20 protein-coding genes are annotated in these 22,614 nt (G+C 65.8%); 13 read left to right on the top strand and 7 right to left on the bottom strand.

What is annotated here, in order from left to right; all coding sequences use genetic code 11:
• Positions 1-76: 76 nt before the first annotated feature.
• On the top strand, positions 77-2,482 hold the full coding sequence (locus HUT07_RS19025; protein WP_176022223.1) for a TonB-dependent receptor: 2,406 nt from the start codon (positions 77-79) through the stop codon (positions 2,480-2,482).
• Positions 2,482-3,783: an aminotransferase class V-fold PLP-dependent enzyme gene (locus HUT07_RS19020; protein WP_176022222.1), complete on the top strand. Its 1,302-nt coding sequence runs from the start codon at positions 2,482-2,484 to the stop codon at positions 3,781-3,783. Before HUT07_RS19025 ends, HUT07_RS19020 begins: the two co-directional genes overlap by 1 nt.
• A gap of 156 nt (positions 3,784-3,939) precedes the next feature.
• Here the strand turns inward: HUT07_RS19020 and HUT07_RS19015 are convergent, their stop codons facing one another.
• The 4 genes from HUT07_RS19015 to HUT07_RS19000 all read right to left on the bottom strand — a co-directional run bounded on the left by HUT07_RS19015 (position 3,940) and on the right by HUT07_RS19000 (position 7,829).
• Positions 3,940-5,469, bottom strand: coding sequence for a PLP-dependent aminotransferase family protein (locus HUT07_RS19015; RefSeq protein ID WP_176022221.1), 1,530 nt, complete (start codon positions 5,467-5,469; stop codon positions 3,940-3,942).
• 9 nt (positions 5,470-5,478) lie between these two features.
• Positions 5,479-6,081: a DUF6436 domain-containing protein gene (locus HUT07_RS19010; protein ID WP_176022220.1), complete on the bottom strand. Its 603-nt coding sequence runs from the start codon at positions 6,079-6,081 to the stop codon at positions 5,479-5,481.
• Positions 6,081-6,341, bottom strand: a complete 261-nt coding sequence (locus HUT07_RS19005) for a hypothetical protein (RefSeq protein ID WP_176022219.1) — start codon at positions 6,339-6,341, stop codon at positions 6,081-6,083. Before HUT07_RS19005 ends, HUT07_RS19010 begins: the two co-directional genes overlap by 1 nt.
• A 72-nt stretch (positions 6,342-6,413) precedes the next feature.
• Positions 6,414-7,829 carry a PLP-dependent aminotransferase family protein gene (locus HUT07_RS19000; RefSeq protein WP_176022218.1) on the bottom strand — a complete coding sequence of 472 codons (1,416 nt, stop codon included), beginning with the start codon at positions 7,827-7,829 and terminating at the stop codon, positions 6,414-6,416.
• A 183-nt stretch (positions 7,830-8,012) separates the two neighbouring features.
• Here HUT07_RS19000 and cyoA point away from each other — a divergent pair, with 183 nt between their 5' ends.
• From cyoA to HUT07_RS18975, 5 genes are all read left to right on the top strand, one after another.
• A complete protein-coding gene (gene cyoA, locus HUT07_RS18995) occupies positions 8,013-8,918 on the top strand; it encodes a ubiquinol oxidase subunit II (protein ID WP_176022217.1) in 906 nt (301 codons plus the stop codon).
• A gap of 5 nt (positions 8,919-8,923) precedes the next feature.
• Positions 8,924-10,900, top strand: coding sequence for a cytochrome o ubiquinol oxidase subunit I (cyoB, locus tag HUT07_RS18990; RefSeq protein WP_100462105.1), 1,977 nt, complete (start codon positions 8,924-8,926; stop codon positions 10,898-10,900).
• A complete protein-coding gene (gene cyoC, locus HUT07_RS18985) occupies positions 10,897-11,532 on the top strand; it encodes a cytochrome o ubiquinol oxidase subunit III (RefSeq protein WP_080278337.1) in 636 nt (211 codons plus the stop codon). Before cyoB ends, cyoC begins: the two co-directional genes overlap by 4 nt.
• Position 11,533: 1 nt before the next feature.
• On the top strand, positions 11,534-11,866 hold the full coding sequence (gene cyoD, locus HUT07_RS18980; RefSeq protein ID WP_025877422.1) for a cytochrome o ubiquinol oxidase subunit IV: 333 nt from the start codon (positions 11,534-11,536) through the stop codon (positions 11,864-11,866).
• 114 nt (positions 11,867-11,980) lie between these two features.
• Complete coding sequence (locus HUT07_RS18975) at positions 11,981-12,667, top strand: SCO family protein (RefSeq protein WP_176022216.1); 687 nt, start codon at positions 11,981-11,983, stop codon at positions 12,665-12,667.
• A gap of 152 nt (positions 12,668-12,819) precedes the next feature.
• Here the strand turns inward: HUT07_RS18975 and HUT07_RS18970 are convergent, their stop codons facing one another.
• The gene (locus tag HUT07_RS18970; RefSeq protein ID WP_176022215.1) at positions 12,820-13,404 is read right to left on the bottom strand and encodes a DNA breaking-rejoining protein; all 585 of its coding nucleotides are present in this window, start codon (positions 13,402-13,404) and stop codon (positions 12,820-12,822) included.
• Positions 13,404-15,170 (bottom strand): S8 family serine peptidase, encoded by a 1,767-nt coding sequence (locus tag HUT07_RS18965; RefSeq protein WP_176022214.1) that lies wholly within the window; start codon positions 15,168-15,170, stop codon positions 13,404-13,406. The genes HUT07_RS18970 and HUT07_RS18965 overlap by 1 nt, the downstream gene beginning before the upstream one ends.
• A 277-nt stretch (positions 15,171-15,447) precedes the next feature.
• Between HUT07_RS18965 and HUT07_RS18960 the strand changes: the two genes are divergently transcribed.
• The 3 genes from HUT07_RS18960 to HUT07_RS18950 all read left to right on the top strand — a co-directional run bounded on the left by HUT07_RS18960 (position 15,448) and on the right by HUT07_RS18950 (position 17,794).
• Positions 15,448-15,852, top strand: a complete 405-nt coding sequence (locus tag HUT07_RS18960; RefSeq protein WP_176022213.1) for a hypothetical protein — start codon at positions 15,448-15,450, stop codon at positions 15,850-15,852.
• A 198-nt stretch (positions 15,853-16,050) separates the two neighbouring features.
• Positions 16,051-16,491 (top strand): DUF2231 domain-containing protein, encoded by a 441-nt coding sequence (locus HUT07_RS18955; protein WP_176022212.1) that lies wholly within the window; start codon positions 16,051-16,053, stop codon positions 16,489-16,491.
• Positions 16,484-17,794 (top strand): sorbosone dehydrogenase family protein, encoded by a 1,311-nt coding sequence (locus tag HUT07_RS18950; RefSeq protein ID WP_176022211.1) that lies wholly within the window; start codon positions 16,484-16,486, stop codon positions 17,792-17,794. The genes HUT07_RS18955 and HUT07_RS18950 overlap by 8 nt, the downstream gene beginning before the upstream one ends.
• 113 nt (positions 17,795-17,907) lie before the next feature.
• On the opposite strand, the gene HUT07_RS18945 is transcribed toward HUT07_RS18950, so the two are convergent.
• Positions 17,908-18,570 (bottom strand): exopolysaccharide biosynthesis protein, encoded by a 663-nt coding sequence (locus HUT07_RS18945; RefSeq protein WP_176022210.1) that lies wholly within the window; start codon positions 18,568-18,570, stop codon positions 17,908-17,910.
• Positions 18,571-18,742: 172 nt separating this feature from the next.
• Here HUT07_RS18945 and yidA point away from each other — a divergent pair, with 172 nt between their 5' ends.
• The 3 genes from yidA to HUT07_RS18930 all read left to right on the top strand — a co-directional run bounded on the left by yidA (position 18,743) and on the right by HUT07_RS18930 (position 22,536).
• Positions 18,743-19,576: a sugar-phosphatase gene (gene yidA / locus HUT07_RS18940; RefSeq protein ID WP_176022209.1), complete on the top strand. Its 834-nt coding sequence runs from the start codon at positions 18,743-18,745 to the stop codon at positions 19,574-19,576.
• 13 nt (positions 19,577-19,589) lie between these two features.
• A complete protein-coding gene (locus tag HUT07_RS18935) occupies positions 19,590-19,877 on the top strand; it encodes a colicin immunity domain-containing protein (protein WP_254898898.1) in 288 nt (95 codons plus the stop codon).
• A 343-nt stretch (positions 19,878-20,220) separates the two neighbouring features.
• On the top strand, positions 20,221-22,536 hold the full coding sequence (locus tag HUT07_RS18930; protein ID WP_176022208.1) for a TonB-dependent receptor: 2,316 nt from the start codon (positions 20,221-20,223) through the stop codon (positions 22,534-22,536).
• Positions 22,537-22,614 lie beyond the last annotated feature (78 nt).

The raw sequence follows: 22,614 nt of genomic DNA, 5'->3' as shown, positions 1-22,614 counted from the left end.
CTTCACATCCCACGCCGAGACTGCGCGCCTTGTCCAGGTCCCTCCTGGCCCTGTCGTGCCTTCCCGGAGTCCAGCCGTGCATCGTTCGAAGCTGTCGCGTTCCATCCTCCTTGCTCTTTCCATGGTCAGCGCAGGAGGCGCGATCGCAGCAGATGCCGGGACGACAGACACCAGCAGCAGTGGCAACCATGCCGCGCCCACCCAGCTCGACGCGATGCTGGTCACCGGTACCCGTGCCTCCAACCGCACCCAGTTTGAAACCCTGGCGCCGGTGGACGTGTTCACCAAGCAGGACATCCAGTCGGTCGATTCCACCGACCTGAAGGACGTGCTGGCACAGTTGGTGCCCTCATTTGTGGTGCAGCGCCTGCCGATGGCCGATGGCCAGGTGTTCGTGCGCCCGGCCACGCTGCGTGGCCTGTCGCCGGACCAGACCCTGGTGCTGGTCAACGGCCGTCGCTTCCACCGCAGCGCCCTGCTGGGCAACCGTGGCGCGCAGGCAGCGGACCTGGCACAGATCCCGACCAGCGCGATCAAGCGCATCGAAGTGCTGCGCGATGGCGCGTCGGCGCAGTACGGCTCGGACGCTATCGCTGGCGTCATCAACATCATCCTGGAAGACAGCCCGGGCACCGAGATCACCGCGGGCTATTCGCAGTACGCGCAGGGCGATGGCCGCTCGCGTGACTTCAGTGCACGCACTGGCTGGGCACTGGGGGACTACGGCAGCCTGGCCCTGTTCGCCGAATCATCGAACTCCGACGCCACCTCGCGCACCCGCCAGCGTCCGGATGCCATCGCATTCCAGGCCGCGCACCCCGAACTGGAGGTGCCCAACCCGGTGCAGCGCTGGGGCCAGCCGGAACTGGAAAGCCGTCGCGTGGGCTTCAACCTGAAGGCCAACGCCAGCGATACGCTGGAGATCTACGCCTTCGGCCTGTACAGCCACAGCGACGGTGTCAGCGATTTCAACTGGCGCAATCCCGATACCACCACCGGCGCTTATCGCACCACCGCGATCTTCCCCGGCTGGAACCTGCGTTCGATCTACCCGGTGGGCTTCAGCCCGCAGTACGGCAACGTGCAGAACGACCTGCAGCTGGTGGCCGGCCTGCGCGGCGAGATCACGCCGAAGCTGCGCTGGGACCTGAGCGCCTCATATGGCCGCAACGCCATCGACTACAGCCTGAAGAATTCGATCAACGCATCGCTGGGTCCCAACAGTCCGACCGCATTCGATCTCGGTCGCCTGACCCAGACCGAGAAGAATGCCAATGCGGACTTCAACTACGAATGGGACGTGGCCGCGCTGTCCAAGCCCATCAACGTCGCCTTCGGGGCCGAGTTCCGACAGGAAACCTATCAGGTGCGCGCCGGCGATGCGGCTTCGTACGCGGTGGGCCCGGGCGCAGCGGCGGGGCTGGAAGCCAATGCCAACGGCGCGCCGGGCTTCTCGGCCAGCCAGGCGGGAACGTGGGATCAGCGCAGCAAGGCGGCCTACGTAGACATGGAAGTGCCGCTGGGCGAGCGCTGGAGCATCGGTGCGGCCGGCCGTTATGAAGACTTCTCCAGCTTCGGCAGCACGGTGGACGGCAAACTGTCGGCGCGCTTTGCGATCACCCCGGATGTTGCGCTGCGCGGCACCGTCTCCACCGGCTTCCGTGCACCAACGCCGGCCCAGCTCAACACCACCAGCACGACCCAGGGCTTGGACACGCGCACGCTGCAGATCTTTACCAGCGGCCGCCTGTCGCCGACCGATCCGTTGGCACAGCTGCTCGGTGCCAAGCCGCTCACCCCGGAAGAATCGCGCACCGCCTCGCTGGGCCTGACCTGGCGCACCGACATGGGCCTGTCCGGTTCGGTCGACGTCTATCGGATCAAGCTCAGCGATCGCTTCAGCCAGTCGGCCAGCTTCGCCATTCCGGCCGGCACGCCCAATCCGCTGGGCTATACCTCGGTGAACTATTTCACCAACGATTTCGACACCACCACCACCGGTGTGGACGTGGTCGGCAACTACCTGCGTGATCTCGGCGCCGGCCGCATGACGCTGACCCTGGCCTGGAACTACAACCAGACCCGGGTAGACAACGGCAGCACCTCGGTGGCCACCAACGAAACCCAGCGCGTGCTGTTCGAAGACCGCCTGCCCGAGCACAAGGGCAGCTTCACTGGCAGCTGGGACGTGGGCGCCTGGTCGCTGATGGCGCGCGTACGCTACTACGGCAAGTGGACCGATTCCACCGGCAACGCAACGGGCGACATCTACCAGCAGTTCGGTGCGATGACGTTCCTCGATCTGGCCGTGGGCTACCGCATCAACGAACACCACAGCCTGCGCGTGGGTGCCGACAACGTGTTCGACCGCTACCCGGATGAGGCCACGTTCCAGGCCAGCCGCGGCTTGATCTACTCGCGCAATGCCCCGTATGACACCGACGGCGCCAATGTGTACGCGCAGTACCGGCTGACGTTCTGATGGACAGCCGCCGTCGTTCCCTGCTGCGTGCCGGCGCGCTGCTGCCGGCCGCTGCGGCGTTGTCTTCACTGCCTGCCGCGGGCGCCACGCGTTACGCTGGGCCCATGCAGATTCCCGCAACGACCGTGGCGCCGGACGTGCTGGCCCGCGACGAAGGCTACTGGGCCACCGTGGCCAGCCACTTCGACATCACCGATGAAGTGAATCACCTGGAGAATGGCTACTGGGGCGCGATGGGCCGCGAGACGCTGGCCAGCTACCAGCGCCACACCGCCGAAGTGAATCGCGGCAACGCCTGGTACGGCCGCCGCGCGTTCCCGGCACAGTACATGGCGGTGCATCGGCAGGTGGCCGACATGCTGGGCGTTGGCGCCGATGAGATCGCACTGACCCGTGGCGCCACCGAAGCGATGCTGGCGCTGATCGGCGGCTACAACCGGTTGGCTGCGGGCGACCAGGTGCTGTACGCCGATATCGACTACGACAGCATGATCAACGCCATGCGCTGGTTGCAGCAGCGTCGTGGCGTGCAGGTCGAACGCATCGCGCTGCCGGTCGTTCCCGACCGCGAACAGATCCTGCAGGCCTACGATGAGGCGTTCGCGCGCCTGCCGCGCCTGAAACTGCTGTTGCTGACACAGGTCAGCCATCGCCACGGCCTGGTGCTGCCCGTGGCCGACATCGCCGAACGTGCGCGTGCACGCGGCATCGATGTGATCGTCGATGCCGCGCACGGCTTCGGCCAGATCGACTACGCGGTGCCGGATCTGAAGGCGGATTTCGTGGGCATCAACCTGCACAAGTGGATCGGTGCACCGGTGGGCGTGGGCGCGATGTATGTACGCAGGGGCCGCGTTGCGGATCTGGACCCGTACATGGGCGAGACCGACGATGGCCGCGTGGGCAGCCGCGTGCACACCGGCACGGTCAACTTCGCCGCTTACCTCGCGCTGCCCGAGGCGATCGCGTTGCACCAGCGCATCGGTGCAGCCTCCAAGCAGGCACGCCTGCGTTATCTGCGTGAGCGGTGGACGGTGCCGGCGCGGCAGATGGCCCATATCGACGTGCTGTCCTCGCCGGATCCGGCATTGGCCAGCGCATTGGCCAGCTTCCGCCTGCGTGGCCATGCCTCGGTGGAAGAGAACCAGGCGCTGCAGAAGCGGCTGCTGGAGGAGCACCGGATATTCACCACGCATCGCGATGGCCTGGATTCCGGCGCCTGCGTGCGGGTGACGCCATCGGTGTTCACCCGCCCCGCGCAGATGGATGCGCTGGTGCAAGCGCTGGCCGCGTTGGCCTGAACTGCCGCCGCTTTGGTAGATGCCAACCTTGGTTGGCACCGACGTTGCCCTGGTGGGTGCCGACCTTGGTCGGCACCGCATCCATGCATGGCGTGGATCTACTGGAATCGGGTGGCAACGACCAGTAGATCCACGCCATGCGTGGATGCTCTCCGCCTACCGATCAATTGCCGGCAACGCATCGGACAACAACAACCGATCGATCCGCCGCAACGCGTTCTCCAGCTGCCGCCGGTCCGCGGCCAATCCCAACGACAACCGCACCCCGCTTGCGAACGGCGCACCGGGCGGGCAGAACGCCGATGAAGGCGCGATCGCCAGGCCCTGCAACTGTGCCGTACGCACCAGCGTGGCATCGCTCCAGGGCGCTGGCACCCGGCACCACGCATGCAGGCCATCGGTGCGCTCCAGCAACGAGGGCGCCAGCAGATACCGGGCCATCCGTGTGCGTTCGCGCGCTTCCTCGCGCACCTGCACCAGCAGCGCCTGCGCCGAACCATCCAGCAGCAACTGGCTGGCCAGGGCCGATACCAGCGGGTGGCCCATCAACCGCGTGGCACGCAGTGCCGCAGCCATCGCTTCGGCATGGGCGGCGCTTGGGCATTGCACGAACGCGGTGCGCAGGCCGGGGCTGATCACCTTCGACAGCGTGGCCACATGGAATACGTGCCGGGGCGCCAGCGTCGCCAGCGCAATGGGTGTGGTCTCGGCCAGATGCCAGTACGGATCGTCCTCGATCGCCAGCAGGCCCTCGTGTTCCAGCACCCGCGCCAGCGCCTCGCGGCGCGAGGTGGGCACGGTCAGCGCCGTTGGGTTCTGGCAGGTGGGGTTGAGGTAGACCAGGCGCGCGCCACATTCCCGGGCCCGGCGTGCCAGCGCATCGGGGCACATGCCATGTTCGTCGCCCTCCACCGTGACCAGCCGCCGTCCCAGTGCGGCGGCGGCCTGCAGCAGGCCCGGGTACACCAGGTGGTCGCAGAGGATCGCATCGCCCTCGCGTCCCTGGCTGAGCAGAATCGCGGCCAGCGCTACCTGCGCGCCCTCGGTCAGCAGCAGGCGTGCATCGTCCACCGTGCCCAGCATCGGCTGCAGCCAGCGCGCTGCCGCGTGGCGGTCGGTCGGGTTGCCACCGCCCAGGTGATAGGTCATCAGGTTCGGCGCATTGCTGCGCGCAAGCACCGCCGCTGCGCCTCGACGCAGCATCTCCGCCAGTGCATCGGCGTCGGGTACCGGCGGCACATTCATGCTGAGATCGACGGCCTGGTCAAAGCCGGCCTTTGGCGGTGCGATGAAGCTGCCCTGCGGTCCACGTGCTTCGATCAGTCCGCGCTTGCGTGCTTCATCGAACGCACGGGTCACCGTGGTCAGATCCACACCCAGCTGCTGCGCCAGTGCGCGCTGCGAGGGCAGCCGCTGCCCGGGCGCCAGGCCGCCGCGATTGATGGTGCGTTCCAGCGTGTTGACGATGCGCAGATAGATCGGACCGCTGTGCACATGCACGTCCTGCACCCAGCCCAGCCCTGCGACGCCAGGCCCTGCGACATCGGGTCGCGGCATGTACGGAGGATGTCGGGGCGTATCGTTGCTTCCAACGGCGGGAGCCTGTCCATAACCATCGGTCGGTTCGGACAGGTGACCGCCGTTGTTGTTTGTGGCGGCTGCACCCGCCAGCGTCGGTGATGTCATCGCGCGTCCTCAGCGCTTGGCCTGCCACGGGCAATAGCAGCCCACGGCAAGCAGTCCTTTCGGGCGCACGGTTTCGCCGCGCACCAGTTTGTCCAGCAACGGTTCGACGAAGCTGTTGGCCGAATTGCAGACCATGCCGATGCTGTACGGGCCGGCATAGGCCAGGTGGCCCTGGCGGTCCCAGATCGCCACCGCCGGGCTGGCCGGAATGTTCTCGATGCCGTCGATGGTCGGCAGGTTGATGACCTTGTTGCGTAGCGGCTCGGGCAGATCACCCTGCGTGCCGGGGCGACGGATCGCATAGAAGTCGATACCGGCGCGGCGGTACATGCTGATCAGATAACTGAGGTGCGCACCGGTTTCGCGGTTGCACACGCCGCAGGCAGGGTCCCAGAAATGCACCACGCGGATGCGGCCGGTGTCGCCGGCCAACTCTGCCGGCAAGCGCAACTGCGAGTCATCGAAGACGATGGCCTGTTCGGCGAATGTGGACTGCTCGCCATAGCCGAAGTACTGCCACAGTGCCGCCGCCACGCCGGCCATGAACAGGCAGGCGAGGGCGATCATCAGGGGCAGCATCGAACGGCGTGGACCCGGCGCGGTTGCGCCCATCAGGTGCCGTCCTGGCCGAACTTGTGTACGTACTGCTTGCGCATCTCGCGGCAGGAGTCAGCCTGGGCGCGGCGCTGGATCTCGCTGCGCGCCGTGTCCTCGCTGCGATGCAGGCACTGTTCGATGGCGTGGCGCTCGGCGGCCTGCACATCCACGGTCTGCGGTTGCAGGCAGACCCAGGCCAGGGCGGCCAGCATCAGCACGACGAAGCCGCCGCAGCCGGCCATCACCAGGTGGAACTTCAATCTGTCGGCGGCCATTGGCGGCACGTCCCTCGGTCCATACATTGCATACAAGATATCATCTTGTATGGTTATGGCTCACGGGGTGACTCAGACGATCGCGGAATGCCGTGCGTCGGGCGCCTCGGACAGGATCTCGTTCAGCTTGGCCAGCGCCCCGGCCAATGCGTCCTGGTCTACGGCGCCGCCCAGTGACAGGCGGATGGCGTTGCCCGGCGGCGGCTCTTCCACGCTGAAGGCGTCGGAGCTGGCGATGCCCAGGCCCTGTTCCTGCGCAGCCTGGATCAGGCGGTACTGGTCCAGCCGCGGCGGCAACGGCAGCCACACATGCAGGCCGGCCGGATGCGCCTGGCGGGGGGCCGGCAGGTAGCGGGCGGCGATGGCCTGGCGCTCGCGCAGTTCCTGCTGGAAGCGCTGCACCATCGCCTGCGCCTGGCCAGTACGGATCCAGTGCGAGGCCACGGCCACCATCGACTGGGTAGGCATCAGCGCGATGGCGCGCAGGGCGTCCAGCACCGGCTCCATCGGCTCGCCGGCCGGCACCACCAGGTAGGCCGTGCGCAGGCCGGGGGCCAGGCACTTGGACAGGGTGGAGATGTAATAGACCGGGCAGCCACCGTCGACGAGCGCGGCCAGCGGCGGCGCGGCATCGCCGGCCAGCAGCCAGTAGGGATCGTCTTCGATCACGGTCATATCGTGCCGCCGCGCGACCGCCAGCAGAGCCTGCCGGCGCTGCGCCGACATCGTCGCCGTGGTCGGGTTCTGGATCGTGGGCACCAGGTACAGCAGGCGCGGCCGGCGCAGCTGGCAGGCCTCCTCCAGTGCGTCGGGCAGCATGCCCTCGGCATCCATCGCCACCGGCACCACGCCCCGCTGCAGCACCCGCGCGGCGGCCAGCAGGCCCGGATAAGTCAGTTGTTCGGCGGCAATCAGTTCGCCGGGCTGGGTGCGCGCAAGGATCAGCGCGCACAGCGCCGTCTGCGCGCCGGGGCAGATCACCACCCGCTCGGCGCCCACCGGGCCGAGGATCGGCGCCAGCCATTGCACGGCCGCCGCACGGTCGTCGCGGCTGCCGGCGCCGACGTGGTAGCTCATCAGCTCGCCTTGGCCCAGCTGCTGGCCCAGGTGCTGGAAACCGGCCTCCATGCCCTGTGCGAACGGCGCGCTGCCCAGCAGCGGCGGGATGTTCATGCTCAGGTCGACCGAGGTGCTGCGGTTGCCGGCGGACATCGCGATGAAGGTGCCGCCGGCCCCCTGTGCATCCAGCAGCCCGGCCTGGCGCAGTTCGGCGAAGGCGCGGGTGACCGTGGTCAGGTCCACGCCCACCTGCTGGGCCAGGTCACGCTGTGGCGGCAGGCGGTCGCCGGGGCGCAGCACACCGTCATCCACCGCCTCGCGCACCTGCTGGGCGATCTGCAGGTACAGCGGTCCGGCGCCCTCACGGAAGGGGCGAACCCAGGTCCGGTTGGGGTGTTTCAGGCGGCGGCCGGCAGCAGGAGGCGTCATCGGTCGGATTTTTCCATACGTGCAGATGCACAAGTCCATACAATGCTGTATCTTGTATGGGCTTGATTGGAGTGGTTCGCCTGCTTGTAGGCGACCTCGTACCCACAGTGTAGCCGCTCCACGCCCGGGCGCTGCGCGCAGGCGAGCCGGTCAAGCGCGCATCTTCAACAGGGTTGACCTCCAATGAATATCTGCTGGAACCGCATCCGCCTGGCGCTGGTCGCCCTGGCCTGCATCGCCCTGACGGGCTGCGACTGGGTGCTGCTGGATTCGAAAGGCATGGTCGGGATCGCACAGCGCGACCTGATCCTGATCTGCATCGGCCTGATGCTGATCGTCGTCGTGCCAGCCATCGTGCTGACCTTCGTGTTCGCCTGGCGCTTCCGCGCCGGTAATACCAAGGCGAAGTACACGCCGGACTGGTCGCACTCCACCAAGGTGGAAGTGGTGGTCTGGGGCGTGCCGTTGATCATCATCGCGGTGTTGGCAGTCATCGTGTGGCAGTCGACCCACGAGCTCGACCCGTACAAGCCGCTGGACGTGGCTGGCGAACCACTGCACGTGGACGTGATCGCCACCGACTGGAAGTGGGTATTCGTGTACCCGGATCTGGGCATCGCCACGGTCAACCAGCTCAACTTCCCGGCCAACCGCCCGCTGGCGTTCAACATCACCTCCAACTCGACGATGAATACCTTCTTCATCCCGCAGCTGGGTGGGCAGATCTATGCGATGGCCGGCATGCGCACGCAGCTGCACCTGATCGCCAACGAGCCCGGCCAGTTCCGCGGCATGTCCGGCAACTACAGCGGCCATGGCTTCTCGAACATGAAGTTCATCGCCACCGCCAGCAGCAACGAAGACTTCGAGCGCTGGGTGGCCGAGGTGCGCAGCGCGCCGCAGGTGCTGGATTTCGAACAGTTCAAGGCGCTGGCCTCCCCGTCGAAGAACGCACCGGTGCAGCACTTCTCCAGCGTTGAACCGCTGCTGTTCAAGAAAGTCATCGACCAGTTCATCGGCGTCGGTGAGAACACCGCCGCTGCGGCCCCGGCCGGTACGGCCGGCGGTGCCCAGGCTTCCCAGGAGTAACGAACATGTTGGGTAAATTGACGTGGGAGGCCGTGCCGCTGCACGAGCCGATCGTCGTGGTCACATTGGCGGCCATGGTGCTGGGTGGCCTCGCGCTGCTCGGCGCGGTGACGTATTTCAAGCTGTGGGGCGTGCTCTGGCGCGACTGGTTCACCACCGTGGACCACAAGAAGATCGGCATCATGTACGTGGTGGTGGCGCTGGTCATGCTGGTGCGCGGCTTCGCCGATGCGCTGATGATGCGCGCACAGCTGGCGGCGGCCGGGCCGGGTAGCGATGGCTTCCTGCCACCGGAACACTACGACCAGATCTTCACCGCGCACGGCGTGATCATGATTTTCTTCGTGGCCACCCCGTTCGTGGTCGGCCTGATGAACATCATCGTGCCGCTGCAGATCGGCGCGCGCGACATGGCGTTCCCGTTCCTCAACGCTTTCAGCTTCTGGATCTTCGTGGTCGGCGCGGCGCTGATGATGATCTCGCTGGGTGTTGGCGAGTTCGCCATGACCGGCTGGGTCGCCTATCCGCCGCTGTCGGGCATCGAGTTCAGTCCAGGCGTGGGTGTCGATTACTACATCTGGGCATTGCAGGCGTCCGGCATCGGTACCTTGCTGACCGGCGTCAACCTGTTCATCACCATCCTGCGCATGCGTGCGCCGGGCATGACGTTGATGAAGATGCCGGTGTTCACCTGGACCGTGCTGGTCACCAGCGTGATCATCATCGCCGCCTTCCCGATCCTGACCGTGGCCCTGGGTGCGCTCACCCTGGACCGCTACCTGGACTTCAACTTCTACACCAACACATTGGGTGGCAACCCGATGATGTACGTGAACCTGGTGTGGGCCTGGGGCCATCCGGAGGTGTACATCCTGGTGCTGCCGGCGTTCGGCATCTTCTCTGAAGTGACCGCCACGTTCTCGCGCAAGAAGCTGTTCGGCTACAAGTCGATGGTCGGCGCCACGCTGGCGATCGGCATCCTATCGTTCATCGTGTGGCTACACCACTTCTTCACCATGGGCTCCGGTGCCAGCGTCAATGCCTTCTTCGGCATCATGACGATGATCATCGCCATTCCCACGGGCGTGAAGATCTTCACCTGGCTGTTCACCATGTATGGCGGCCGCGTGGAGTTCAGCGTGCCGATGCTGTGGACCATCGCCTTCCTGGTCACCTTCACCATCGGTGGCATGACCGGCGTGCTGCTGGCCATCCCGGGCGCGGACTTCCTGCTGCACAACAGCCTGTTCCTGGTGGCCCACTTCCACAACACCATCATCGGCGGCGCGCTGTTCGGTTACCTGGCCGGCTTCGTCTACTGGTTCCCGAAGGTGTTCGGCTTCACCCTCAACGAGCGCCTGGGCAAGTGGTCCTTCGCCTGCTGGGTGATCGGCTTCTACCTGGCCTTCATGCCGCTGTACATGCTGGGCTTCATGGGCATGACCCGTCGCATGAACCAGTACGACAACCCGGCGTGGACGCCGTACCTGATCGCCGCCTTCATCGGTGCGCTGTTCGTGTTCGCAGGCATCATCCTGATGCTGGTGCAGATCTATGTGAGCGTGCGCGACCGCAAGCGCAACCTGGACCTGACCGGCGACCCGTGGAATGCACGCACGCTGGAATGGGCCACGCCGTCGCCGCCACCGTTCTACAACTTCGCCGTGGTGCCCAAGGCCGATGAGCTGGACGCCTTCCACGAAGCGAAGAAGCGTGGCCTGCCGCCGCCGCCGAAGAAGTACGCACCGATCCACATGCCGAAGAACACCGGCGTGCCGCTGATCCTCAACGTCTGGATCCTGGTGCTGTGCTTTGCCCTGGTGTGGCACATCTGGTGGATGGCCGGTGCCAGCTTCATCGCGATGATCGTCACCCTGATCGCGCGCTCCTACAACGAGGACGTGGATTACTACGTCAGCTCCGAGGAGGTGGCGCGTACCGAAGCGGCCAACCACGCCAAGCTGCAGGAGGCAGGCGCATGAACCTGTTGACCCGTCCGCAACTGGACAGCGATGTGCTGGTCCACGACGACCACCATGAGCACGACCACGCCCACGAACAGGGCGGCATGAAAGTGTTCGGCATGTGGGTCTACCTCATGTCCGACCTGGTGCTGTTCGGCTCGCTGTTCGCCTCGTACGCGGTGCTCAGCACCGCCTACGCTGGCGGCCCCACCGGCAAGGAGCTGTTCTCGCTGCCGTTCGTGATGGCCGAGACCTTCATCCTGCTGGTCTCCAGCATCACCTACGGCCAGGCCGTGCTGGCCATGCACCGCCTGGACAAGGCAGCGGTGCTGCGTTGGCTGGGCGTGACGTTCGTGCTCGGTGCATCGTTCATCGGTATGGAGCTGTACGAGTTCTCGCACCTGATCCACGAAGGCGCCGGCCCCAGCACCAGTGCCTACCTGTCGGCGTTCTTCGCCCTGGTCGCCACCCACGGCCTGCACGTGGCCAGCGGCCTGATCTGGATGGCGGTGGTGATGCACCAGGTGTATCGCCGTGGCCTGACCCCGACCAACATCACCCGCGTCTCCTGCCTGAGCCTGTTCTGGCACTTCCTGGACCTGGTGTGGATCTGCGTCTTCACCTTCGTCTACCTGATCGGAGCCTTCTGACATGGCCCACGTCGAAACCTCGCGCGCCGGCAATGCGCACGGTTCCACCAAGTCCTACCTGATCGGCTTCGTGCTGTGCGCGCTGCTGACGGTGGTGCCGTTCGCGCTGGTGATGAACCCGGTGCTGTCGCGGCCGGTCACCCTGTTCCTGCTGGTCGGCTTCGCCGTCGCGCAGATCCTGGTGCAGCTGGTGTACTTCCTGCACATGGACCGCAAGTCCGAAGGTGGCTGGAACCTCGCCAGTTTCGTGTTCACCCTGGTGATCCTGTTCATCGTGGTCGCATTGTCGATCTGGATCATCTGGAGCATGCACTACCACATGATGATCAACTGACCGTGGCTGGGGCGATCGGCATGGACCGCGCGATCGCCCTGGCACCTCAGCCCTCTCTCCCCCCAGGGCAGGCCTGACCGAGACCGCGCCCACCTCGTGTTGGTGGTACCCGTGATGCGTGTTGCTTCCGTTGTTCGTTCCTTCCGCCTGCCGCTGCTTGCCGCGGGCCTCGCACTCGGCCTGCTGGCCGGCTGCAGCGCACAGTCGCGCATGGATTTCTACTCCAAGGACATCGCCTGCGAGGAGCTGGGCCAGCACTGGACCATGCCCGACAGCGCAGGCACCGTGCGCGGACCGAAGGACCTGCAGGGGCAGGTGACCTACCTGTTCTTCGGCTTCACCAGCTGCCCGGACGTGTGCCCGACCACCATGGTCGAACTGAGTCAGGTCAAGCACCTGATGGGCAAGGATGCCGACCAGCTTCAGGTGGTTTTCGTCAGCGTGGACCCGGCGCGCGATACACCTGAAGTCGCGCACACCTATGTGCACGCATTCGACCCAAAAGCGATTGCACTGGTGGGTGATGAGGCGCAGCTCTCGGCGATGGCCAGTGACTTCAAGGCGTTCTACGAGAAAGAGCCCGGCCAGCTGCCGGACACCTACACCATGAGCCATATCGCCGGCGGCTATGTGTTCGACCGACAGGGCCGCCTGCGCCTGTTCGCCCCCTACGGCATGCCGGTGGAACAGCTGTTCTCGGACGTGCAGCGATTGCTGCTGGAGCCAGAACATCCGGCGGCAGGAAGCGAAGCACTGGCCGCGTGCAAGCTGCCGCACAACGCCAGCATCGCCGCACGTTGAACAACACATCGCTCTGGTAGGCAATGCCTGCTCTGGTGGGTGCCGACATTGGGAACCTGGTGGATGCCGACCGTTGGTCGGCACACCCGCTCGCCAATCCCCCGGCCGGCCAGGAGAGCCAACCGGCCGGGGGCGCCACGCAACGCCCTAGATCACTTCTTCTCTTCCCACTGCACCACGTCCGGCTCGGCCGCCTTGACGCCCGCGGTCGACAGCAGCTTGGTGCTCGCATCCAGCGCGGCGTTCACCGATGGGTATTCCACGATGGCCAGGCCCGCGGCCTTGGACACCTTCACCACGGTGCCGCCAGTGGCCTTTGCCGCACGCTGTGCAGACGCGGCATCGGTAAAGAACACCTTCACCCGCGAGGTGGCCACCACCGGCGCACCGTCATTGGACACCGCCGCCGCGAACTTGCCGGCACCTGCGTCAGCAGCGCCTGCCGCTGCACCATCCAGCGAACGCTTCGTGCGCGAACTGGTGGTCGTGGTTGCCGCCGCCTGCGGGGTGATCGTGAACTGACCGCCTGCGGCCTGCTTCACCGTGGTCGAAGGAGACAGCTGGAAACGCGCGCCGCCCACATCGAACGAGCGGCCGGTGGCAGAGGCTTTCAGTTCCTGTGCATCCACGGTGGACAGGCTCCGGGCCGGTGGGGTCTGCCCCGAGCTCTGTGCCCAGGCAGGGGAGGTCATCGCCGCGAAGGCGAGCGTGCTCAACAGAATGGTCGTCTTCATCATCAGTGCCCCAGAACGCGGATCTTGAAGAATTCGAGGTTGCCGCGCGATGCAGCGGTCGCGGCCTGCCCCATGTCGGTTACTTCCAGTGTCCAGGTGCCGGTGGCACTTTCATCCAGGAAGGCATTGCTGGACAGCAGATCCCAGTTGGTGAAGTTGCGCTGCACGCCGCCCGTACCCGAACCGATGGCGGTGAAGGCCGGCTGCACCACGCTGCGCGTGCCACTGGGCGAAACCAGCACGAACTGCAGCTGGCGGGTGTTGCTGTGGTTGACCCGGAAGCCCAGCTGCACCGACTCGATGTTGCGTGCGCCATTGGCGACCTGGAAGGTCAACCGTGCCGCGGCGGCGGAGGTGTTGCCGATGGCCACGGTGCGCGTGGTGGTGCGCCAGCCCGTATCCAGCAGCGGGCCCAGCGACTGGAAGGTCTCGGCGACCTGCACCGCGCGCGCCGCGTTCACCACACCGAAGCCATACCAGTTGCTGTAGGCGCGGTTGGCGGCGTTCACCGTCCAGCCCGGCACCAGCGTGCGCCCGTCGGCCAGCGTCACTGCTGGCTGGTTCGGGTGGTTGCGGGTAGCGGTGGTGGCCAGGATGTACTTCACATCGCGGTAGGACAGGTTCGGGTTGGCTTCCAGCACCAGCGCCGCCACGCCCGACACCATCGGCGCCGACGCCGACGTACCGTTCATCTTCGCCGTGTAGTTGCAGGTGCTGTCGATGGCCGACAGGTTGCTGTCCAGCGTGTTCTGGCGGTTGGTGTTCTTGTTGCTGCCCTGCGTGCAGCCGGTCACGTCGGTGGTGACGATGGCCGGATCGTACGCGCGCGCCACCAGGTTCGGTGCGTACTGCGCCTGCAGGCCGTATTCGCCACCGAAGGCCGACACCCACAGTGCCGAACCGGTGGACGAGTACGACGAACGCACGCCGTCGGCACGCACCGCACCCACGGTGATCACGTTGAACAGGTTGTTGCGCGGATCGCGACCCGCGGGCACACAGCCCGTATTGCGGTTCTTGGTGTCGGTGGTGCAGACGTCCTGGGTCTGGCTGATCGATGCGTTGTTGAAGTTGTTACCGGCCGACTTCACGTAGATGCCGCCGCGGCCACCGCGGGTGCCCGACAGTGCCTGCTCGTACGAACTCACCGTGTTCTGGCTGTAGGCCACGGGCAGGTTGGGGTTGCCCGGGCCCGCGCCCCAGCTGTTGTTGAACACCTGCACATCGGCCGATTCGGCGCCATCCCACCAGGCGTATTCGATGTTGCTCTGCTGGTTGCCCTGCGCATTGGAGGCCAGCACGTTGAAGCCCTTCAGCGTCGCCGCCGGAGCTACACCGCGCACGCCCAGGTTGTTGGCACCCACGGCACCGGCGATGCCGCCGACCATCGTGCCGTGGTTGTCGGCATCGGGATTGGACGGCGTGGGGTTGTTGGAGCCGTTGGCGAAGTTCTTGCCCGCCACCGCCGCCACGTTCGCGGCCAGGTCCGGGTGGGCGATCTGCAGGCCGTCATCGACAATGCCGATCACCACGCCCTGGCCACGGATGCCATTGCGGAACAGGCCATCGACGTTGAGATCGTTGCCGGCCACCGGCAGCGTATCGGCCGGCACCGTCTGCCCGGTGTTGAGCAGATGCCACTGGATACCCGCCAGCGGATCGGCCTGTTGTGCCTGGGCGGTAAGAGCCAGGCTGCCCAGTACCAGGGCAGTGGCCAGGGCCAGGCGCGCAGAGCGCGGTGGCGCGGAGCGTTGCGTGTGTCGCTTCATACACGAATCCTTCTGTTGTGAATCGGCATGGCAGGACGGCGGGGCGGATCTGCCCCATCGCAACGAGCCAAACGCGACACAACGAACAACCCCCTACCTCTTCACGCAGGCAATGTGCTGATGTGCCAAATACGTCACAAACACTTATGCCGCCCGGTAATGACGACTGCGCCGCTCTGGCCTGAGTTTCGGTAGGTGCCAACCTTGGTTGGCACCACACATCCGCACCAGGAACCCCCGCCATGCCACCATGCCTGCAGCCCCCGGAGGACACCGGATGAAACGCCCCAACGCCCGCGCCCGTGCCGATCTGGCCCCGCTCACCGTGGCCACCATCCGCAAGGTGGTGCTGTCGATGTATCACCGGCGCCACGATTACTGGACCGACGCCGACATCGCCGAGCTGCTGCCGGAGCTCACCGCGTTCAACATCACCACAGTGAAGCAGCTGCGCCTGCTGATGAAGCGGCACCGCCGCGCGCTGCTGCGGGAGGAGAGAGCAAAGATGCCACGGGCGCAGACGCTGGATCTGCGGACCGAGGGCGGCTGGCGTGGCATCGATATACACGCCAACACCAGCTGGTATGCGATTGGCGGCCTGGTCCGCATCAGCATGGAACACGAGTTCGGATTCGAGACCATGCTGCCGTTCCACGAGATACGTGAAGACGAAGCCGCGTAGCCGCAGCCTGCCCAGCGTCTGATCGCTGTGCCAACCTTGATGGGTTGGCAGGTACCGCCCATCCACGCATGGCGTGGATCTACCTGCTCTGGTGGGTGCCAACCTTGGTTGGCACAGCCCGGCTCGGCATCATCGCATGGCCTCCCGCCTCCCTGTGCTACTACAGCCCGTGCACCCTTCCCGTCCCGGAGCACGACCATGGTCAACCCCGTCGCCCAGGCCCATCGCGGCCTCGGCACCACGCTCTTCAGCCTGCTGAACCCAATACCGTTCGGCTTCTTCGTGGCCGGTCTCATCTTCGACATCCTCTACCTCAACACCGCTGAAGTGATGTGGGGCAAGTCGGCGGCGTGGCTGATCACCTTCGGCCTGCTGATCGCCATCCTGCCGCGCCTGATCAACCTGTTCGCGGTGTGGCGCCGCAACGGCACAGCAACCGGCACCGACCGCCTCGATTTCCTGCTCAATCTGGTCGCCATCGTGCTGGCCATCTGGAATGCCTTCGTGCACAGCCGCGACGCCTATGCGGTGGCCGTACCGGGCACCATCCTTTCCGCGCTGACCGTGGCACTGATCGCGCTCGGCTTCATCCTGCTTTCGCTGCAGCAGCCGGTGCTGCAAGGAGCCCGTCATGGCTAAGCGCATCCTGCCCGCCGTGGGCGTGCTCTCGTTGTCGTTGGCGCTGGCTGCGTGTGCCGGCAAGGCCGAATACCACCCGGCCGATCAGTCTGGTGCGCAGCCTCCGCTGCCCGCGCCGCAGAACTACCTGATGCCGCCGATGCAGGTGCCCAAGGGCGTGGGTTGGGCCGAGGGCCAGGCACCGTCGGTGGCCGATGGCCTGAAGATCGAACGCATCGCCGCCAACCTGCAGCATCCGCGCCGGCTGCTGTCGCTGCCCAACGGCGACGTGCTGGTAGTGGAGGGCAATGGCCCCGGTGAAGAACCGGTCACCACGCCCAAGCAGTGGATCGCCGGCAAGGTGAAGGCGCGCTCGGGCAAGGCCGGCAAGGGCGGCAACCGGGTCACCCTGCTGCGGCGCACGCCGGGCACCGGCACCTGGACCCAGCACGTGTACATCGAAAACCTGCACTCGCCGTTCGGCATCCAGCTGATCGGCGACACGCTGTACGTGGCCAACACCGGCAACATCATGAAGTACCACTACGTGCCGGGCGAAACCCGCATGTCCGACAAGGGCAGCGAATTCACCGACCTGCCCAGCACCATCAACCACCACTGGACCAAGGAACTGCTGGCCAGCCGCGATGGCAGCAAGCTGTATGTGGGCGTGGGCTCCAACAGCAACATCACCGAGAACGGCCTGGCGGTCGAGTACCGCCGTGCGGTGGTGCTGGAAGTGGACGTTGCCACCAGTGGCAGCCGCATCTACGCCTCGGGCCTGCGCAACCCCACCGGCCTGGACTGGGAGCCGAGCACAGGCAAGCTGTGGGCGGTGGTGAACGAGCGCGACGAGATCGGTGCCGACCTGGTGCCGGACTACCTCACCTCGGTGCAGGAGCACGGCTTCTACGGCTGGCCCTACAGCTACTACGGCCAGCACGTGGACGAGCGCGTGCAGCCGCAGCGGCCGGACCTGGTGGCCAAGGCAATCCGCCCGGACTTCGCCATCGGCTCGCACGTGGCACCGCTGGGCCTGCTGTTCTACACCGGGCAGGCGCTGCCGGCGAAGTACCACGGCGGCGCCTTCATCGGCGAGCATGGCAGCTGGGACCGCTCGCCGCTGAGCGGCTACGAAGTGGTGTACGTGCCCTTCAAGGATGGCAAGCCGGCCGGCCGCCCGGAAGCGGTGGTGAGCGGGTTCGCGTCCAAGGATGAGAAGACCCTGATGGGCGCGCCGGTCGGCATGGCCATCGATGCCGAAGGCGCGTTGCTGGTCGCCGACGATGTGGGCGACGTGGTGTGGCGGGTGTCGGCGAAGTAGCCGACCGTCCGCACTTCGCAGGCTTACTGTAGAGCCGAGCCCATGCTCGGCTGACATGCGCAGCGCGGGGTTTCCACGCACAGATGGAACAGCAGCCGAGCATGGGCTCGGCTCTACAGTGCCGATGACCCGCTGCGGAACCCACTGAACACCGATTCGGCCGCAAACCCGACACCGCCGAGCAGCACGCCGAAGTACACCACCGACGCCACCACGAAGCCGTAGCCGGCAGCCACCGCGGCGCCATCGCGCTGGATGAAGCCGATCGCAAATGACATCAGCGCCAGCGCCGGCAGCGTGTTGCTGAAGGGAATCGGCCCGGCCGGCAGCATCAGCAGGATCGTGGCGAACACCAGCGCCAGATTGTTCAGCCGCATCATCTTCTTCGAGCGCACCATCGCTGCCAGCCGCATCGGCCGTGACAGCCGCTCCATCCGGTGCACCCATTTCAGGGCACGGCCCAGGTTGGCCTTCAGCTTGTCGGTGGCGACCTGCTTGTCGGCCAATCGCTGCGGCACCCACAGCGGGCGGTTGCGCACGCGGCTCAGGCCGATCAGCAGGATGGACGCACCGAACACCGTGCTCAGCCCGGGAATCGACACCGGAATCAGGAAGATCGCCGACAGCAGGATCACCACCAGCATCAGGCCTTCGTCGCCCAGCGCGTGCAGCAGGGTGCCAACGCGGATGTGGTCGCCGGGCAGGCCGTCAATCAGGTCTTCAATCTGCTGGGCAAGCGGGGCAGTGTCGTTGGCGTCGGGCGCTTGGTAGGTCATGCGTCGAAGAAGTGTCCAGGGAAGGGCGGTCGATAGGGCCGTCCTGCGGTGGGGGACGCACAGGCCCCATGAGTATCCCCGGCCTGCGCGGCGCGGAGGTGAACCGGGCATGAGGCCGGCAGCGCCCGGCGGCCTGGCCTAAAATGGGCGTCCCCCGCACTGGTTGAAGATGATGGACATGGGTCGCAGGCAATCGACCATCGAACTGGTCGCCATCGATATGGATGGCACCCTGCTGGATCCGTCCCACACGCTCACCCCGCGGGTGAAGCAGGCCATCGCCCGGGCGCGCGCGCTGGGCGTGCACATCGTGCTGACCAGTGGTCGCCCGGTGCCGGGGCTGGCGCCGTTCCTGCAGGAACTTGGCATCGACGGCGACGATGATTACTGCATCGCCTGCAACGGTGGCCTGGTGCAGCGCATCGGCCCGCGCGAGACGGTGGCCGAGTATCCGCTCAGCTTTGACGACTTCGTGTACTGCGAACAGGTTGCCCGCGAGATCGGCGTGCACTTCCAGGCACTGGATGCGCAGCGCATGTACACGCCCAACCAGGACATCAGCATCTACACCGTGGCTGACTCGCATCTTTCGCGAATGCCACTGTCGTACCGCCGCGTGGTCGACATGGACCCGGGCATGTCCTTCATCAAGCTGATGATGATCGACGAACCAGAGGTGCTGGATGCTGCCATCGCACGCCTGCCGGCTGCGCTGACCGAGCGTTTCGCGGTGCTGAAGAGCGCGCCGTTCTTCCTGGAAGTGTTCGACCGCCGCGCCGGCAAGGGGCCGAGCCTGCAGAAGCTGGCCGAGCACCTGGGCATCGATCGCGCCAACGTGATGGCCATCGGCGACCAGGAGAACGACCTGACCATGCTGCAGTACGCCGGTACCAGCGTGGCGATGGGCAATGCCATCGATGCGGTGAAGGCGGTGGCGCGCTTCGAGACCCATAGCAACGCCGACGAAGGCGTGGCGCGGGCGATCGAACGGTTCGTGCTGCAATGACCCGGCTCGCACCATGAGCCGGACGTTGATGTCGTTCGCTCAGTCCTTCGCCAGCGAGCGGATAACGGCGCAGATTTTCGCGGAGTCATACATCGAGCTGTGGAAGATCGAGCGGGATCTCGGGTTGCTGCAGCAGGATGACGCAGGGCTTGCTACTTGCCTGTCTGGCGTCTTCTGCGCTGCTGACATGTATTGCGATGATGACGCGGACCGTCTTGCGCATGAGCTTGATGCCACCCAGCTGCATGCTGCTGTTGTTGCTCAGATCGATGAGTGGAAGCAGTCCGAGGCCACTCGCTAGCCAGACTCAGGTCTATACCTGCGTATAGCCGCTTGATCCGCATCGCCATTGCCGCTGTACCAAGGCGTGATGGCGAAAGCGGTCCGTGGATGCAAGAATTTCGCACGTCGAAATCACGCCAAAGCACGCCACCGTTGAGGAACGTACACCTTCGCAGATGATCGTTTCCATCTGCTGATCCGGATCCGCCCACGCCACGCCGTCGGCGTCCGGATTGCCCAGGCAGTCACTGCACTGCCACGCCTTTCATCGCAATCGCCGCCAGCCAGCGCGCCGTACACCGGCGCTGCATCGCGCTGGGCGTGCGCCTGCGCCACTTTTCCCCTGCACCCTGGATCTGGCCATGAACACTCCACCTACGCTTCTTGCCCTCGCGATCGGTACCGCCCTCGTTGCACCACTGCACGCCGCCGAGTCCACCGATGCCGCCCACGACACCCCCACCACCTTGAACGCGCTGCAGGTCATCGCCACGCCGCGCGGTGCCGCTGTCGCCCCTACCCAGGTGGTCGGCCCGAACCGCTACGTCATCAACGCCACCGACCTGGACGCGATGGTGTCGGGCAACAACGGCCTGTCGATGCTGAAGAACGTGCCGGGCGCCAGCTATACCGCCACCGACGGCCTCGGTCTGGACATCTCCGCCACCAGCCTGTTCGTGCGTGGCTTCCGCATGAATGAAATGGGCATCACCTTCGAAGGCGTGCCGCTGAACGACAACGGCTTCCTCTCGCTTACCGGCACCAGCGTGGTCAATGTCGGCGTGCCCGATGGCATCGGTTCGATCACGGTCAGCCCGGGTGGTGCGCCGGTCAGTGTGTTATCCAGCAGCGTCAACGGTGGCAGCCTGGAGTACCGCCTGCGCGACCTGCAGGACACACCGAGCCTGCGCATCAAGCAGGGCGTGGGCAGCAACAACACCCTGGTCACCACGGTATCCGGCCAGAGCGGCCAGCTGGGCGAAAGCGGCCCGAAGCTGCTGGTCGACCTGCAGCGTGTGTCGGCCGACAAGTACCAGGGCGCGGGCACGCAGAAGTTCCTGCGCGGCGACCTCAAGGCCCAGCAGGATGTGGCGTGGGGTGACTTCACCGTATTCCTGTCCGACAGCAAGGCCGCGGTGTGGGGCTACAACAACATCTCCTTCGACATGATCCGCAAGCTGGGCTGGAAGGCCGACAGCTTCTATCCGGACTATGCGTGGGCGTACTACGTGGCCTCGCCCGGGAACGCCGACAAATCCTGCGGTGCCTACACCTGCGGTGAGCTGTCCGAGCTGATTCCCTACGACACCGGCCAGGTGACCCGCGACCGCGTCGCGTCGATCAACCACCGTTTCCAGATCACGCCCGCGCTGAGCGGCAACGTGCAGCTGTACAACGCCAACAGCCACACCCAGGCCACCCTGACCGACCCGACCGTGCCGTCACCCAACGGCGCACCCTTCTCCGAACAGGTGCAGACGCCGCACCTCAATCGCCTGGGCGGCATGTTCAACCTGCAGTTCGAGGCCGGTGCGCACACCATCACCACCGGCTTCTGGCAGGAGAAGAGCAAGGCGGCGGCCAAGACCGAGTGGTACCAGCAGCCGCTGCTCGGCGAAGGCAAGCCACTGAAAGCCACCGGTCCGTTCGATGTGTACGGCCCGGCGTTCCAGACCGACAACGCATCCAGCTGGGTAACCCGTTCACGGCAGTTCTACCTGCACGACAACTACGCCGTCACCGACACGCTGGTGCTGGGGATGGGCTTCAAGGCCGTGGACTTCAGCACCACCGGCGGTGGCATCGGCGATGCACCGGAGCGCCCGGTGTACGGCACGCTGCGTGCGAAGAGCAGCTTCCTGCCGCATGTATCGCTGTACTGGAGCCCGACCGACCGCACCGATGCCTTCATCGACCTCGCCAACACCATGAACGGGTATCGCGTGGCCCAGCGCGGCAACATCGGCTACACCGCCTCGGCATGGACCATCACCGACCAGCAGGAGTTCGACCGCGTGGCCGGCACCCTGCGGCCGGAGAAGAACTGGAACCTGACGGTGGGGGCCAGCCACCGTTTCGACCGGCTGACGGTCACTGCGGACGTGTTCTACAACGACATCCGCAACCGCCTGCTGTCGGCGGCGATCGGTACCCAGTTCGCACAGATCAACACGGTGCGGCTGATGCCGAAGATGCACGTGATCGGCGCCGATCTCGGCATCACCGCCGACCTCACCGAGCATCTGCAGTTCTACCAGGGCATCGCACTGGCCCGCTCGTACTACGACAGTGATTTCGTGGTGGGCGATACCGTGTACCCGATCAAGGGCAATGCACAGCCGGGCTATCCGCAGCTGTCGCTGGTCAGCGACCTGTCCGCGCACTTCGGCGGCTGGCGTTTCGGTGCCACCAGCACCTCGTACCTGCGCCAGCCCTTCACCTATGAAAACGACATCCGCGTGCCGACGTTCTGGCAGGTCAACGCGTACACGGCCTACACGCTGGGGCCGCACAGCCCGGTGCCGGGGCTGGAGCTGCGGCTGGACGTCAGCAACCTGTTCAACCGCAACAACATCGGCACCGCCACCATTGCCGGTTCGTCCTTCTCGGGGGATTACCAGACCCTGCAGCGCAGCGCACCACGGCAGGTGATGTTCAGCACCTCGATGTCGTTCTGATCCTCTGCCCGTAGATCCACGCCATGCGTGGATGCACTTCGCGGCTCCTCGGCGGATGCCATCACCCCATCCGCTGTT

It is taken from the genome of Stenotrophomonas sp. NA06056 (assembly GCF_013364355.1).
Lineage (GTDB): Bacteria > Pseudomonadota > Gammaproteobacteria > Xanthomonadales > Xanthomonadaceae > Stenotrophomonas.
This window is presented reverse-complemented; position numbering and strand designations above follow the sequence as displayed.